Origin of the sequence: Sedimentitalea xiamensis, from assembly GCF_030164465.1 — a bacterium.
Taxonomy (GTDB): domain Bacteria; phylum Pseudomonadota; class Alphaproteobacteria; order Rhodobacterales; family Rhodobacteraceae; genus Sedimentitalea; species Sedimentitalea xiamensis.
Genome location: NZ_JASNJE010000035.1, coordinates 1 through 15752, shown reverse-complemented (window position 1 = coordinate 15752; position 15752 = coordinate 1). Strand labels below are relative to the sequence as shown.

Sequence of the window (15752 nt, the reverse complement as noted above, 5' to 3'; positions counted from 1 at the left end):
CCTTGCGACGGCGGCACCGCCAAGCGCGGGATTCATCTTCGCGCCCCGACATTGGCGCAATCCACGCCTTCAGCCTGTTGGGCCTTTCGGAGTGAGAACACTGGGGCATGTTCATGAACACACATTCCCCGTAGATGGCGGCGCCCAACCCCATCCGGATGGTCCGAATTGACGAGAACGCCCGAATTCATGCGCATCTTCCGCATAACTTTCTCTGCGAACAAAAAGTTTGCGTACTTTGCGCGTCGGTGGTTCGATATGAATGTGATCTGAGCAACCAGAAAACCGTCGATGAGCCCCAGCATGTATGTCTACCAATCCATTGCCCAATCCCTTTCCGACCATGGCCAGGACACGATGTTCGGGCTGATGGGCGATGCCAATCTCTTCTTTGTCGATCATTTCGTGCGTTCGAGCGGCGCGACCTTCGTGCCCGTCGCCTTCGAGGGCAGCGCGGTCCTGATGGCGATGGCCTACGGGCGGGTCGCGGGCAAGGTCGGCATCGCCACCGTCACGCATGGCCCGGCGCTGACCAACTGCGTCACCGCGCTGACCGAGGGCGCACGCGGCCATGTGCCGATGGTGCTGCTGGCAGGCGATACCGCCGTCTCCAACCCGCATAACCTGCAGAACATCGACCAGCGTGAAACGGTCAAGATCACGGGGGCCGGGTTCGAACAGATGCGCTCGCCCGAAACCGCCTCCTATGACGTTGCCCATGCCATCTACCGGGCGCAGGTGGAAAAGCGGCCCATCGTGCTGAACATGCCCGCCGATTTCATGTGGCAGGAGGTGGAACATGTCCGGCACGTCTTCCCCGCCTTCAATGCGCCTTCCTACGTGCCCGAGGGCAACGACCTGGACGAGGCGGTGGGCATGATCGCAAGCGCGCGGCGTCCGATCATCCTGGCCGGGATCGGCGCCAAGGACGCGGTCGAGCAGATCAGGAAGCTGGCCGACCGTTTGCAGGCCCCGCTCGCCACCACGCTCAAGGCCAAGGGAATGTTCAACGACCACCCCTACAACATCGATATCTTCGGCACGCTGTCGACGCCCGCCGCCTATGACGCGATTGCCAAGGCCGATTGCGTCGTCGCATTCGGCTCCTCCCTGCACCATTTCACCACCGACAAGGGCGCTTTGATGCAGGGCAAGCGCGTCGTTCAGATCAACGATACCGCTACCGAGGTCGCCAAGAACTACCATCCCGACGCGGCGCTCGTGGCCGATGCGGGACTGACGGCGGACAACATCGTCTGGTGGCTCGATGAGGCCGAAATCCCCGGCAGCGGCTTCACGGCCGAACTGGCCATGGACGTGCTGACCGCCCATCCCAAAGGCAATCCCGACAAGGCCAAACCCGGATGCGTGAACTTCGAATACGCGCTCGACCGCCTGGAGGAGGCACTGCCCAAGGATCGGTTCCTGACCACCGATGGCGGACGGTTCATGACCGAGGTCTGGTGCCGCCTGTCCTGCCCCAATGCCGAAAGCTTCATCGCCACGACCAATTTCGGCTCCATCGGCCTCGGGTTGCAGGTCGCCATCGGTGCGGGCTATGCCGTGCCGAACCGGCCCGTGGTCCTCTTTACCGGCGATGGCGGCTTCATGATGGGCGGCATCAACGAGTTCAACACCGCCGTCCGGATGAACCAGGACCTGATCGTCATCGTGGCAAACGACTCGGCCTATGGCGCCGAACATATCCAGTTCCTCGACCGCAAGATGGATCCGGGCCTTTCGATGTTCGAGTGGCCCTCCTTCGCACAAATCGGAACCGCACTGGGCGGGCGCGGGGTTCTGGTGGAGTCCGCGGCGGGCCTCGAAACCGCGATCGAGGCCATCGAGACCAGAGACAAACCGCTCCTGATCGAACTGCGTCTGGACCCGAACGACGTACCGCGCATGCGTATCTAGTCTTCCGGCAGGGCATGTTCCGGTCGGACCACCGCGCATCTTCTCGAAATTCCGCCGGGAATGCCGCCGGCGGCAAGCCATCGGAATGCGGGCCAATGCAAAAGCAGGAAGATGCCTCGACGAACCTGTTGACCTAATCGCGGATTCGGACATCAACGAGGGCGCAGCGTCGCTCATTTCTTGTGGCAGAGATCGCGGCGTCGAGCGCCAGGCGCAGTTCGCTTGCAGAGGTCACGGCGCGGGTCCAGGCGCGACTCGCCGAAGCGACCTTGCAGAAATCGGGAGAGGGAGTGAGACCGGTCAGCGGCATGGCGTTGGCCTTGGCCGCCGCACCATCGGGATAGAGGCCGGTGACCGAGTGGCGGACCGCACCCCATTCGCCATTGTTCAGGATCACGATCAGCGTCGGCAGCGACAGCGCCTCGGCGATCTGATGGCAGGCGACGGGATTGGAAAACATGTAGCTGCCGTCGCCCATCGTCGCAACGCAGAGCCGGTCGGGTTCGGCCAACTGCGCGCCGAGCGCGGTCGGGAAGGACCAGCCCAGGCCACCGGAATGAGGCTCCTGGAACCAGGAGCGGTGTTCGCGCCGGGGAAGCGCGCCCAGTTGGGTGCCCAGCTCCGAAAAGACCGAGGTTGGCGCCCCCTGCGCGTCCAACGCCTCGCCAAGGATGCGGCTGACAGCGGCCTTGGTCAGGACGCCTCCCCTTGGCTGCGCATTCCGCGACGTGTTCCGGCGATGCGCAGCGCTGCCCTCGGCCAAGCGTCTGCGACGGGTATCGAGCGCCGCATCGTCGCGCGGCAAACGCTCCATCGCCGCAATGAGGGCCGGGATTGTCTGAGCGTTCTCGCCAACGACCGAGAGGTCCGACCGAAAATTGCGCACCGGAAAGCGCGAGAAGATCGGGTCCGGACCCATGTTGGCGATGCGGGCCTCCGGGCGCGGTTTGTGCGCGTCGGGCATCCAGGGAGCAAGACAATCGAGGATCACGACGACATCGGCCTTCTCGAGCCACGGCCCGGGGTCGGCGCCGACATGGCACGGGTGGTCGGTCGGGATCGCCAAATGCGTGGCCCACCACGAACAGACCGCTATGCCCCAGTCCTCGACCCAGTCCGCGAAGGCGGCGAAGCTGGCCGCATCCCCCGAACCGCGCTGCGCCACGATCAGCGGGTTTTCCGCCGCGGCGAGCCAGCCCGCCAGGGTCCGAATGCCCTCGGGGTCGGGCGCGGACCGAGCGGCGGCAATCGTTGGCGCGGAGTCGAGCCCCTCGGCCGACACCGTCTCGCACAGCACCTCGCGCGGGATCGACAGGTAGACCGGCCCCTTCGGCGTCGATGTCGCGATGGCGTGGGCGCGGTCCAGAAGCTCGGGTATCTGCTCGGGGAACTTCAGTTCGTAGTCCCATTTCGACGCCTCGCGCACCAGCGCCGTCTGGTCGCGCATCTCCTGCCCCCAGCCGATGGGCACGGTGCGCGCGCCAAAGCGGTCCTTCTCGGTGACCGGCGTGCGGCCCGACATCAGGATCATGGGAACATGCTCGCAGGCCGCGTTGATTGCGCCAATGGCGCCGTTGGCCAATCCGACGTTGGTGTGCAGCATCACCGCCTGCGCCCGACCTGTCATCAGGTAATAGCCGTGCGCCATGCCCATCGCCGCATGCTCATGCGGCATGACCAGCGCCTGCGGCAGGGCGATGCCTTCGGCCGCGGCCTGCGCCAGCCCCTCGATGATCGGCGGAAAATCGGTGCCGGAGTTGGCAAAGACGTAATCCACCCCCAGAGCCTTGAGCCGGGGAAAGATCGCGCCGCCTGCGGTAACATGGCTCATCGTCAACCTCCCAGAATGCCTGGCAGCCACAGCGTCAGCGCCGGAAACGCCAGCAGCAACGCCACGCGCAGCAACTCGGCGGTGAAGAAAGGCGCGACGCCCTTGAAGGTCTCGATCATCGGTGTGTCCTTGGCCAGTGCCGAGATGATGAAGACGTTCATGCCCACGGGCGGCGTTATGAGTCCCAGTTCGACCACGATCAGCGCCAGTATCCCGAACCAGACCTTGAGATCCTCGGTGCTCATGCCGAAGCCCGAGCCATCCGCGCCCTGATAGATGCCTCCGTTGATCTCCAGCAGCATCGGCCAGAAGAAGGGGATGACCAGCAGGATCATCGACAGGCTGTCCATCAGGCAGCCCAGAAGGATCAATGCGAAGAGCAGCAGGATCATCACCGTCATCGGCGCCAGGCCGCTTTCGGCGATCCAGGCGGCGGCCTGCTGCGGCAGGCCGATGCGCGACATGAAGATCTTCATCAGCTCGGCGCCAAGCAGGATGAGGTAGATCATGCCGGATGTGCGCGCCGTGGCCTTCAGCGCCGCGATCATGGCCGTGAACCCGAGGCGGCCCCTGGCCAGCCCGTAGGCCCAGACGAGGAACACGCCGATCGCGGCAGCGGGCGTGGGGTTGAAGAAACCCGCGTAGATGCCGCCCAGCACCAGGCCGAAGATGATCATGACCGGCAGCAACCCGAGCGTGGCAGAGACGAACTCGGACCGGGTCGAGACGCCGCCCGGCGGACCGGCCTCGGGGCGGATCAGGACGTAGATCGCGATTGTCGCGATGAAGAGCAGCACCGCCAGGATGCCCGGCAGCAGGGCTGCGGCGAACATGGTGACGATATTGGCCTCGACGATGACGGCGTAGACGATCAGCACGACCGAGGGCGGAATCAGGATGCCCAGCACGCCCCCCGCCGCCAGCGATCCCGTCGCCAGCGCGCCGGAATAGTTGTAGCGTTTCAGTTCGGGCAGGGCGACCTTGCCCATGGTCGAAGCGGTGGCCAGCGACGAGCCGCAGACCGCGCCAAAACCTGCGCAGCCCGCGATGGCGGCCATCGCCGTGCCGCCGCGCATCCAGCCCAGCCAGGCATTCGCTCCGCGGAACAGCGCCTGGCTGAGGCCCGCGCCGGTCGCCAGTTCGCCCATCAGGACGAACATCGGCACGACCGACAGGTCGTAGATCGAGAACTGCCCGTAAGCCAGCGTCTTGAGCTGACTCAGCAGAAGCGCCGGGCCGTTCAGCAGCGCGATGCCCACGCCGCCGACGAGGATCATGGAATAGGCGATGGGGATGCGGATCGCGATAAGGACGATCAGCACGACCAGCGCAATGAGTCCCAAGGCAATAGGGTCGCTCATGCGCGAACCTCGCGGCTGGATTCGAAAAAGGTGATCAGCGCGGCCGCGACGAGCAGCGCCAGCGAAACGAGGATCGGCACGAAACCCCACCAGATCGGCACCTGCAGTATCGCGGTGACATAGCCGTAGGTCTTCTGGTCGATCATGCCGAGATACATCCGCCAGACCAGCAGGGCGGCAAATCCGAAGGCCAGCAGCGAGGCCATGGCCCGCAGCAGGGCCAGCGCGCGCGGCGACGCGCGGGCGGTAAAGATATCGGCGGTCACGTTGGCATCGGTCAGCTGGCAATAGGGCAGAAAGGCGAAGACGGCGACCGCGACGCCGATCTCGGTCAGCTCGAAGTCGCCGGGGAACGGCTTCCAAACGACGCCGCCCACCACCGAAAGCACGTTGATGGTGACAACCGCCAGCAACACGAGGCCGCCCAGCAGCGCCCAGAGGGTGACCGCCCATGCGACCGCAGCGGAAATCCCGCTGCGGCCTTGTGTCTCGGCGTGAAACATCAGTTCATCGAGCCCTCGGCGTTCTTCTTGATCAGCGTGCGCGCGGTATCGACCATCGCCTGACCGTCGATGCCCTTGGACGACACGTCATCGATCCAGCGCTGAACCACCGGTTCCAGCGCCGCGTTGAAGGCGGCCGTCTCGTCCTCGGTCAGGGTGACATGGGTATTACCAGCGTCGGTCGCGACCTTGATGCCGCCTTCGTCGATCTGGCGCCAGATGCGGCCAACCTCGGCCACCCACTCACGCCCCGAGGCATCGCGGAAGGCCTGCTGCACGTCTTCGGGCAGGCTGTCCCAGCGGGCCTTGTTCATCGAGACCTGGAAGGTCGTCGTGCCAAACCGCGCCTTGTCGTATCCCTCGATCTGGTACTCCGTCTGGTCCTGGATCTTGAGGGCGGGGATGATCTCCCACGGGATGAAGGCGCCGTCGACCACCTTCTTGGACAGCGCCTGCGGCAGGTCCGGAACCGGCATCGACACCGGCGAGGCGCCCAGCGCCTCGATCACCCAGGCACCGGTGCGGGTCGGAATACGCATCTTGAGGCCTTCCATGTCCTCGGGCGTCCGGATCTCCTTGTCGACGGTGTGGATCGCCTGGCCCGCGTGGACATGCAGGAACATCGGCTCGATCCCCTGATATTCCCCGGCCAGGTGCTCGTCGTACATGTCGAATAGCGCCAGGTTCGTGGCCACGGGGTCGTTCAGGAAGACGTTGGGCAGCTCGACCACCTCGGTGCGCGGAAACAGGCCCGGCGTGTAGCCGTTCACCGTCCAGACCAGGTCGACAACGCCGTCACGCACCTGGTTGACCAGTTCGGGCGGCCGCCCGCCCAGGGTCATCGACGGATAGATCTCGATCTTGACGCTGCCGCCCGAGTTTTCCTCGACGGCGCGCGCCCAGGGTTCGAGCATCTGCGTCTGCGCGGGCGCCTTGGCGCCCAGGAAATGGTGCAGCTTGAAAACATGCTCCTGCGCCAGCGCGGCGCCCGCAGAGAGCGCCAGAGCGGCGGTGGCCATCGCGGCCAGTCCCAGTTTCTTCATCATCGGTCGTTCCTCCCTTGGTTGCCCGATCAGATTGGATAGTGCAGATCGCCGTCCTGCAAGGTGATCCAGCGCAGTTCGGTGAATTCCGCGATCCCCCAGTTTCCGCCGAAGCGGCCGTAGCCCGAAGCCTTGACCCCTCCGAAGGGCATCTGCGCCTCGTCGTGGACGGTCGGCCCGTTGACGTGACAGATGCCGCTCTCGATTCGCCTGGCGACCTCGAGAGCCTTCATCGTGTCACGGCCAAAGACGGCCGCCGACAGACCGAACTCGCTGTCGTTGGCGATGCGCACAGCCTCATCGACCGAGCCCGCGCGGATGATCGCGACCACGGGGCCAAAGCTTTCCTCGGTATAGATGCGCATGTCGGCGGTGACCTGGTCAAGAGCGGCGGCATTCAGCATTGTGCCGCGTCCGCCACCCGCGATCAATGTGGCGCCCTTGTCAAGCGCGTCCGCCATGAGGTCCTCGATCCGCTCGGCGGCGGCGAGGTTGACGAGCGAACCCAGCGGCGCGTTCCCCTCGCGCGGGTCGCCCGCGGTGAGGCTTTCGACCTTGGCACGGAACGCCTCGACGAACCGGTCGCCGGCCTCGCCCACGGTGATGATCCGCTCGGTCGACATGCAGATCTGCCCCTGGTTCATGTAAGCGCCGAACCCCGCCGCCGCGACGGCGGCGTCGATGTCCGCGTCCTCCAGCACGATCATCGGAGCCTTGCCCCCCAGTTCCAGCAGCGCGGGTTTCAGATTGCGCCCGGCCAGCTCGCCGATCATGCGACCCACGCGGGTCGATCCGGTGAAATTCACGCGGCGCACGGCCGGGTGTTCGATCAGCGCCGCGACCACGTCAGCGGCCTCGTCGGGCGCGTTCGAGATGGCGTTCAGCACGCCCGCGGGCAGGCCCGCCTCGGCCACCGCCTCGACGATCAGGGCATGGACGCGGGGGCAAAGCTCCGAGGTCTTCATCACCACGGTGTTGCCGCAGGCCAGCGGCGTCGCGATGGCGCGCACGCCCAGGATCACCGGCGCGTTCCAGGGCGCCATGGCCAGCACCACGCCCGCCGGCTGCCGGATCGCCATCGCGGTCGAGCCGGGACGGTTCGACGGGATCACCTCGCCCTTGATCTGGGTGGTCAAGGCTGCGGCCTCGACCAGCATGTCGGCGGCCAGCATGCAGTTGAACCGCGCCCAGGCCTCGGTCGCGCCGACCTCGTCCTTCATCGCCTGCACGATGTCGTCGGCCCGCGCGTCGAGGTTCTGCGCCGCCGCCAGCAGCTTTCGCCGCCGCTCTCCGGGCGGCGTCACCGACCAGGTGGCAAATGCGCCCGCCGCCGCATCGACCGCGCGCGCCACATCCCCAAGCGAGGCCGCCGCGGCCTCGGTCACGTCATCGCCGGTAACCGGGTTCGCGCGGGTAAAGCTGCGCCCTCCCTCGGCCGGGACGTATTCGCCATTGATGTAGAGGTTTAGCTTTTCCATCCGGTTCTCCTGTCAACGGGTATCGGCCAGCGCGCCACCCAGAAAGGCGCGGATCACGGCGGGGTCCGACTTGATCTGGTGAGCGGGGCCGGAACCGGATATCCGGCCGACCTCCATGAGATAGGCGAAATCGGCCAGCTCCAGCGTGGCGCGCGCGTTCTGCTCGACGATCAGGATCGTGAGACCGGTCGCACGGATGCGCGAGAGCGCGGCAAAGACTTCCTTGGCGACAATGGGAGCCAGGCCCAGCGACGGCTCGTCCAGCAGCAAAAGGTCGGGGTTCGACATCAGGGCGCGGCCGATGGCGACCATCTGTTGCTCGCCCCCCGACATCGTGCCCGCAAGTTGTCTCCGCCGTTCGGCCAGCTTGGGAAACAGCGCCAGGACCTCCGCCATGCGTTCGGTCGCGGACCGGCGCGCACGGTCAGGGATGGCGCCGAGCAACAGGTTTTCCTCGACCGAAAGCGCGGGAAAGATGCCCCTGCCCTCGGGCACGAGCGCGATGCCCTCCTCCACCCGCCGGTGCGCAGGCAGCGTCAGCAATGAGTGCCCCCGATACAGGATGTCGCCCGATACGGGCCGCACCGGGCCACCGATGGCGCCCAGCAACGAGGACTTGCCCGCGCCGTTCGCGCCGAGAATCGCCACCATGCGCCCCTGCCCGACGTTCAGCGAGGCGCCGTCCAGCGCGACGTGCTTGCCATAGGCGACGGTCAGGTCCTTGACCTCAAGCATCGACCTCTCCTCCCAGGTAGGCGGAGACCACGGCAGGGTCGGACAGCGCGGCTTCGGTCGCCTCGTCGGCGATGAGCCGCCCCGAGTTCATCACCACCACGCGCGGGCACAGGGCACGCACCGCGTCGATGATGTGTTCGACCATCAGGATCGTCAGCCCGCCTTCGTGCAGCCGCCGGATCAGGGCAACGCCCTCGGCCAGTTCCGTCGGGTTCAGACCCGCGAGCCATTCGTCCAGCAGCAGGATCTCGGGTTCGGCCGCCAGCGCGCGGGCCAGTTCCAGCCGCTTCTGATCGATGTAGGTCAGATCGCCGGCGACGGCCGAAGCACGTTCGGCGAGGCCCACCGTCGCGAGCGCGTCCTCCGCGACACGGCGCGCCTTTTCGCCCCAATGCGTGCTGCGGCCGAAGACCGCCGTGATCATGACATTCTCCATCAGGCTGAGCGACGGCAGCGTGCGGACCAGCTGAAAGGTCCGCGCCACCCCGGCCCGCGCGATGCGGTCGCAGCGCAGACCGGTCAGCCGCCGCCCGTCCAGCCATATCTCGCCCGATGTGACCGGGAGCGCGCCGGACACGAGGTTGATGACCGTCGTCTTCCCGGACCCGTTCGGCCCCAGCAGTCCGACAATCTCTCCGCGCTGTAGAGAGAAGGACACTTCGTCCACCGCCCTGAGGCCGCCGAACTGCTTCACCGCCCTGTCGATCCGCAGAAAGCTCATGCCCGCACCTGCCCCCGCCGCGTCAGCCTCTCGGCGGCCGAGATGAGTCCGTCGGGCACCACGAAGACCACGCCTATGAACAACAGGCCCAGGAAGATCGGGTAGGTGTCCGGGAAATTCGACGACAGGAATTCGAAAACCAGGAACAGCGGCACCGCCCCCAGGGCCGGACCCCACAGCCGGTTCGCCCCGCCCAGCAGCGCCATGATGACCGTCAGGAAGCTGACCGTCGGATTGAAGACGATCGAAGGTTCGACGTAGACGTAGCGCGGCGAGGTGATCGCGCCGGCCAGCGTCAGGATCACCGAAGACAGCACGAAGGCGATCAGCTTCACCCGCGCAAGGTTGACGCCGGAATGCGCGGCCACCGTTTCGTCGTCGCCGATCACCCGCAAGGCAAGGCCCAGGCGCGCGCGCATGATCCAGGCGGTCAACGCGATGGTCGCGGCGCCAAGCGCCAGCATCTGCCAGTAGATCTGCCGCGTGGTGATATCGAGAAAGATGTAGCGGCCCAGTGTGCCGGTGACATTGACCTCGTACCAGGTGATGAGCTGGCGGATCAGTTCGGCCAGCCCAAAGCTGAAGATGACGAAGTAGACACCCCGCAGCCGCAGCGTCGAAAGGCCGACGATCAACGCCAGCGTCCCGCCGATCACGGCGGCGCAGAGCAGAATGGCCGGATAGGGCAGCACCTCATTCAGCACGGCGACGGTATAGGCGCCGGCGCCGTAGAAGGCGACGGTGGCCAGAGAGATGTAATGCGTGTGCCCCGAAAAGAGCGCCCAGGCCGAGGCGAGCGTGACATAGGTCGCCGCTCCGATCAGCAGACCCAGACCGTAATCCGAGAAGTGTAGCGGCAAGACCGCCAATACCGCAAGGCAGATCAGGGGCAGGATCAGGCGCATCAACGGCGCGCTCCGAACAGGCCCTGCGGGCGCCATAGCAGCACCAGCAGGAAGATCGCGAAGGTCGCGGCCAGTGTCAGGCCGGGGTCGATGGCGGTGGCGACAAAGGTCTCGATCAGGCCCAGGCCGAAGCCGGCGGCCAGCGCGCCCGGCACGTTGCCGACGCCGCCCATGATGACGATCACCAGCGCCTTCATGGTAAAAACGACACCGGCCGTGGCCGAAAAGGTCTGATACATCGAGATCGACGCCCCCGCCACCGCCGCCAGCGCCGAACCGAGCGCAAAGCCCTGTCGCGCCGCGCGATTCACATCGATACCGACCAGCGGCGCCGAACCCGGTGTCAGCGCCACCGCGCGCATGATCAGCCCCCAGCGCGTCGTTTTCAGAGCCACGACCAGCGCCGCGCCCACCACGACGCAGATGCCGAAGGCGATCAGCCGGTTCAGCGCGACCGACACGCCCAGCACGGTCACGCCGCGATCGAGGTAGGAAATCGAGGTGAAATTGGCCCCGAAGGCCAGCAGCAGCCCGCCCTGGATCAGGAACAGCAGGCCGAAGGTGGCGAGGATGCTGTCGACCTCGAGCCGCCCGCGGCCCTGCGAGCGCGCCACCAGCGGCCGCATCATTACCGCGTATAGCAGCCAACCGATCCCGTAGCCGCCCGCCGCCACCAGCGGCAGGGTCAACAGTGGAGACAGTCCCAGCCCCTGGAACAGGGCCACGACCACGAAGGCAGAAAGCAGCGTCAGCTCGCCGTAGGCCAGGTTCATGATACGGGCTATCCCGTATTGCAATGTCAGCCCCAGCGCGAGCAGCGCATAGGTGCCGCCCAGCACGAGGCCGAGGATGACAGTCGTCGTGAGCATCGGGATACCTTCAGGCGGTTCGGACTTGGCCCGCGCCGACAAGCGGCGCGGATCCTCGGATCACCATTCCGGCTTGGGAATGACGGGTTCGGAGGCGCCCTCCTTGTCGGCCGGGTTCACGGCACGGAACGATCCGCCCTGCCACTGGCCGACCCACCACAGGTCGCGCAGCTGGTTGTTCTCCAGCCTGACCTCGCCCACGACCGTGTCGAAGACGCCGGTCGAAAGTTCCTTGGCCAGCGCGGCGTGATCCAGGCCCACGCGCTCGATTGCCTGCGCCAGCATTTCGAGCGAGGCATAGGTGATCGCCGAGGCCCAGCTGTCCGGCGGGTTGCCGACAAAGGCAGTGTGGCGCTGGAAATAGTCCTGGATCGTCGGGCTGTCGGCGTTCACGCCGCCGATGGCCATGACGCCCTCGGCCTTGCCGTCCGCGACGCCGGGATAGATCGGAAAGGCACCGCCAACCGAGATGTAGAACACCTTGGGATTGTAGTTCATCGACTGCGCCGTCTTGGTCATCCCGAAAGAGCCGGGCGGATAGGAGAAAGCGACGAAGCTGTCCGCCCCCGAGTCCTGCGCCCCGTTCATGATGGCGGCGAAATCCGAGGTGCCCAGCGGGTAGGTCTCATCGTAGACCAGTTCGAACCCCGCCTCCTCGAAGGCGGGGCGCGCGCCGTTGATCAGGTCGATGCCGAAACCGTCCGCGACGGAGACGACGGCGACCTTGTCGTTGATCCTGCCCGCGTCGCGGGCCGCCGACAACACCTCGACAAGGCCTGTCGCGTAGTCATGCCCGCCGCCCAGCATCCAGAAACTGCGGTCCCAGCGTTCCGCGAATTCCGGGGCCTTGTCGGTCACCGCGGTCACAGCCATCTGCGGATAGCCGAATCGAGCCATCAGCGGCGCGATGGCCAGGTTGGAGCCGGTGCCCCAGGGCGGCAGGATCAGGTCGACCTCGTCCTGCGTCGCAAGCCGTTCGATCGAACGAACGATGTCTTCGTTTGCCGAACGGTTGTCGTATTCCACGACCTCGATCATCCGCCGCGAACCATCGGGCATTGCTAGGCCGCCCGCCTTGTTCACCGTATCGACCCAAAGCTCGTAGTTCGGGATCGTCGTGATGCCGGCGCCGGTCGCGTTGGGGCCGGTCCGCGCCACGGCATAGCCGATGGTCACCGTGTCGTCCTGAGCGGCGGCCATGCCGGCGGTCATCGCCGCCGCAGACACCATACCGAGAGAAAGCGCGCGCAGGGATGTGCGCCGCGTAATGCCAATCATGAGTTCCTCCCTTTCGGCCGGTCTCCGCCGGCCCATTGTCTCCCCGGCCCCGCCATCCGGTGCGGCTCGCGGGGTCAGATCAGATCGTAGCGCCCCAATGGCATCGGCATAAATGCACTGGCGGAGCCATTTCTTGCACCTACGCTTGAAACTTGGCGGGTTTTATCCCAGCATCGCTCCGCCATGCCCATCACCCACAGACCTATCGCCTCGCGCCGGCCGGCCACCGGACTGCACCGGATCCGCAGCCCGCTGTCGCGCATCGCATTTACCCTGGCGCCGCGCACCTCGCATCTTCTGTGGCTGGAGTACGGCACAGCGCGCCTCCAAGGGCCTGGCGACGCGACGCCCGAACATGCGGGGCCCCGCATTCTGTGGTGGGCCGACGGAGAGAGGCGCGACCTGATCGTCGAGATCGGGGCGCGCGGAACGCTGGTCTCGATCCCGGAAACGACGCTGCTGCAGGTGCTGCCGGTGACACCCATCGGCGACCAGATGCAGCGCACACTGTCACAGAACCTGGAGCTTCCGACCGACGCGCTTGGCGCGATGACCGATCTTCTCGCGGGCTTTGCCAGTGAACGTCAGGGCACCGATCCGGGCGCCGACATCGCCGCAGCGAACTATCTCGCGCTGCTTGTGTTGCAGATCTGGCGGATGGCGCGCAAGGATCTCGTCCACCTCGGCGGCGCACCGCAGGGCCTGTCCGAACGATTTGTCCTGCTGGCCGCCCAGCGCGTGCGCGATCACCGGCTTGTCGACGATTACGCCCGCGACCTGAAGGTCAGCCGCAACCGCCTGGGTTCAGCGGTCAAGCGGGCCACGGGGCTGTCGCCACGCGCCTACCTGCACCGCTTGCTGGTGCGCGACGCCATGGAACTGCTGGCCAACACTGGCATGCCGGTTTCGCAGGTGGCCTTCCGATTGGGCTTTGCGGACCCCGCGTATTTCACCCGTTTCTTCCAGCGCGAGACCGGGCAGAACCCGGGCGCGTTCCGGAGATCGTTCAGCAAGAAACCCAACGTCGAATTCCAGTCGTTTGCTGCCTGGCCATAGGCAATCGCCGGCCTCAATGCGTCATGAAGCAGTTCGGATACCTGTCGGCACGATGCACCGCTTTCCCGAATCCACTGGCAGGCTGTCCCACAATTCGCCAGTTCGCGACCGGTGCGCAGATGTCAAGGATCTGCATATTCTGGCCGGCTGCATCAGCTCCGTGACTTTTCACGACATCAACCCTGTGCAGAGCGCTCTTGTGGATCAATCCAGCAACGGACCGAGCCCCATGAGCCGATCGATCGGAGCATGGTCATCGGTCAGCACGCGGGCGCCGGTTCGCGCTATGATGTCATCCAGAAATCCCTGTTCCAGCGCGGCAAATCGCTTGGGTTCGGGCGTTCTGGCCGCGATCTCCGAAACAGGGCTGGCGGCATCGCCTGCGAGCAGCACGAAGACGCGGCGCTCACCGGGTTCGGGACCGCGCGCTTCCGTCCAGACCTCGACACTGGGAAATACGTTGCTCAACGTGACAACCAGGGCCGCGAGCGCGTCGAGACGGTCCACGTTGTCGATGACATTCATCGCGAAGACTCCGCCCTTTTCCAGGCGCTCCGCCACAAGCCGGAAGAACTCCTCGGTGACCAGGTGCGCCGGAACCGCGATATCGGTGAAGGCATCGCCGACGATGACATCAAATGCACGGCCGCTTTCGCGGAGCGCAACACGGCCATCCTTGTGCGTAACCGCCGCGGTCTCCGGGTCGAACCAGAAATCCCGCATGGCCACGCGGGTCACGGATGGATCGATCTCTGCGACCATGATCGTCGAGGCCCCCCGGTCCGCCCATGCTCTGGGAACCGAATAGGACCCGCCGCCGATGTGAAACGAGGTGAAGTCGTCCCGGCCCATGCGCATCCGCGGCAAGGCGTCGAGCATGGCGGTATGATCGGTGAACATCACCCTGGGCGCTTCGCGCGCGTTGATACCGTGGGCAAGGTGGTCGATGACCATGAGGTTCACGGGCGCGTTCGGATCGTCCGCCAGCGGGACAGTTCGGATGCAATAGTAGCTGCTTTCCACATCGCAGACGGAAGGAAGTGCAAGCGCTCGCAGCCCGGCGAGCAGTGCGACAGTGGCGGCGGCCACCGCCAGGAGAATCTGTCGCCCGGCAAGCCCACCCAGCCTGAAGCAGAGCGTCGCGGCGAGCGTGTAGAACAAGGCGATGACGGTCAGGGTGCCTACCGACCCGAGCCAAGAGACGAACAGAAATCCCGCGAGGAGCGTTCCGACGATCGCTCCCGCAGCGCCGGCGGCGAACATCGCACCAAGCGCGCGCTCGGACTGGGTGGTGTGCCGCATCGCAACAACGGCCAGAACCGGCGCCGGCACCCCTGCGAACAGGGATGGGAGAAAAAAGGCGAGCGCGGCAATCATCGTGATGGCCGCCAGCGGATTGGTGATCGATCCGAGTACCGGCTCGGCGGCAATGCGAAGCACGAGCGTCGCGGCGGCCGTGAAGACAGCGGCCGCGATCATGATCCAACCGGCACGCCGCAACGCCGGGCCGCTTTCCAGCACCGCAAGACGTCCCCCCCACCAGTGACCGACCGAGAACCCCGCAAGCACGACGGCGATGATCGAGGTCCAGGTGTAGAGGCTCATTCCGACATAGGGCGCGATCATCCGGCCCGCGACGATCTCGACAACGAGACCGGCCGCGGAAATCCCCGCCTGAAGCAGCAGCAAGAGCCAGAGCGGAGCAGCGCCTGACTTGTCCGGTGATGGAGTCATCGCGCCATTAGGTCACTGGAGGAACTTGTGTCAATCCTTCGCTTTCGCGATGCCAGTCTCGCAGACAAGCCCGAGAGACCTGCAAGTTCGATTTGCCCTGCAATTGGACCTTATTGCACAACCCGGCTGCGAGGCGGGCTTCCCCTTTCTCCGGACGGATTTGCTCTGCGGCCACGGTGACGGGTAGTCCAGGCGCGGCGATGCGGACCTGTGGTTCCGCGACCTGGCGGTCGAAGTCTCGGGCCATCAATGACTGACCAGGCAGCCTGATACGGTTCATCCTGGACCCGACATGGCTCCGGCGGTGGTAGCCGCTTCATC

General features: G+C 65.8%; 13 protein-coding genes and 1 pseudogene. 2 read left to right on the top strand and 12 right to left on the bottom strand.

Annotated features, from left to right (window positions below; genetic code table 11):
* Positions 1 to 291 precede the first annotated feature (291 nt).
* Positions 292 to 1917 (top strand): thiamine pyrophosphate-binding protein, encoded by a 1626-nt coding sequence (locus QO034_RS19830; protein WP_284487267.1) that lies wholly within the window; start codon positions 292 to 294, stop codon positions 1915 to 1917.
* A 133-nt stretch (positions 1918 to 2050) separates the two neighbouring features.
* On the opposite strand, the gene QO034_RS19825 is transcribed toward QO034_RS19830, so the two are convergent.
* Genes QO034_RS19825 through QO034_RS19780 form a run of 10 tightly spaced genes read right to left on the bottom strand, consistent with a single transcriptional unit; the run spans position 2051 to position 12641 of the window.
* Positions 2051 to 3748: a thiamine pyrophosphate-requiring protein gene (locus QO034_RS19825; protein WP_284487266.1), complete on the bottom strand. Its 1698-nt coding sequence runs from the start codon at positions 3746 to 3748 to the stop codon at positions 2051 to 2053.
* A gap of 2 nt (positions 3749 to 3750) precedes the next feature.
* Positions 3751 to 5109 carry a TRAP transporter large permease gene (locus QO034_RS19820; RefSeq protein ID WP_284487265.1) on the bottom strand — a complete coding sequence of 453 codons (1359 nt, stop codon included), beginning with the start codon at positions 5107 to 5109 and terminating at the stop codon, positions 3751 to 3753.
* On the bottom strand, positions 5106 to 5612 hold the full coding sequence (locus QO034_RS19815) for a TRAP transporter small permease (RefSeq protein ID WP_284487264.1): 507 nt from the start codon (positions 5610 to 5612) through the stop codon (positions 5106 to 5108). The genes QO034_RS19820 and QO034_RS19815 overlap by 4 nt, the downstream gene beginning before the upstream one ends.
* Positions 5612 to 6658, bottom strand: a complete 1047-nt coding sequence (locus QO034_RS19810; protein WP_284487263.1) for a TRAP transporter substrate-binding protein — start codon at positions 6656 to 6658, stop codon at positions 5612 to 5614. The genes QO034_RS19815 and QO034_RS19810 overlap by 1 nt, the downstream gene beginning before the upstream one ends.
* Positions 6659 to 6684: 26 nt before the next feature.
* Positions 6685 to 8133 carry an aldehyde dehydrogenase gene (locus tag QO034_RS19805; protein WP_284487262.1) on the bottom strand — a complete coding sequence of 483 codons (1449 nt, stop codon included), beginning with the start codon at positions 8131 to 8133 and terminating at the stop codon, positions 6685 to 6687.
* A 12-nt stretch (positions 8134 to 8145) separates the two neighbouring features.
* Positions 8146 to 8868 carry an ABC transporter ATP-binding protein gene (locus tag QO034_RS19800; RefSeq protein WP_284487261.1) on the bottom strand — a complete coding sequence of 241 codons (723 nt, stop codon included), beginning with the start codon at positions 8866 to 8868 and terminating at the stop codon, positions 8146 to 8148.
* A complete protein-coding gene (locus QO034_RS19795; RefSeq protein WP_284487260.1) occupies positions 8861 to 9589 on the bottom strand; it encodes an ABC transporter ATP-binding protein in 729 nt (242 codons plus the stop codon). Before QO034_RS19795 ends, QO034_RS19800 begins: the two co-directional genes overlap by 8 nt.
* Positions 9586 to 10494 (bottom strand): branched-chain amino acid ABC transporter permease, encoded by a 909-nt coding sequence (locus QO034_RS19790; protein WP_284487259.1) that lies wholly within the window; start codon positions 10492 to 10494, stop codon positions 9586 to 9588. The genes QO034_RS19795 and QO034_RS19790 overlap by 4 nt, the downstream gene beginning before the upstream one ends.
* Positions 10494 to 11363: a branched-chain amino acid ABC transporter permease gene (locus QO034_RS19785; RefSeq protein ID WP_284487258.1), complete on the bottom strand. Its 870-nt coding sequence runs from the start codon at positions 11361 to 11363 to the stop codon at positions 10494 to 10496. Before QO034_RS19785 ends, QO034_RS19790 begins: the two co-directional genes overlap by 1 nt.
* A 60-nt stretch (positions 11364 to 11423) precedes the next feature.
* Positions 11424 to 12641: an amino acid ABC transporter substrate-binding protein gene (locus QO034_RS19780; protein WP_284487257.1), complete on the bottom strand. Its 1218-nt coding sequence runs from the start codon at positions 12639 to 12641 to the stop codon at positions 11424 to 11426.
* Between the two features lie 183 nt (positions 12642 to 12824).
* On the opposite strand from QO034_RS19780, the gene QO034_RS19775 reads away from it, so the two are divergent.
* On the top strand, positions 12825 to 13697 hold the full coding sequence (locus QO034_RS19775; protein ID WP_284487256.1) for a helix-turn-helix domain-containing protein: 873 nt from the start codon (positions 12825 to 12827) through the stop codon (positions 13695 to 13697).
* Between the two features lie 204 nt (positions 13698 to 13901).
* Here QO034_RS19775 and QO034_RS19770 read toward each other — a convergent pair whose 3' ends face one another.
* Positions 13902 to 15431, bottom strand: a complete 1530-nt coding sequence (locus tag QO034_RS19770) for a fused MFS/spermidine synthase (protein WP_284487255.1) — start codon at positions 15429 to 15431, stop codon at positions 13902 to 13904.
* Between the two features lie 175 nt (positions 15432 to 15606).
* Positions 15607 to 15747 (bottom strand): annotated as a pseudogene (locus QO034_RS19765) (IS5/IS1182 family transposase); the annotation flags it as partial.
* Positions 15748 to 15752 lie beyond the last annotated feature (5 nt).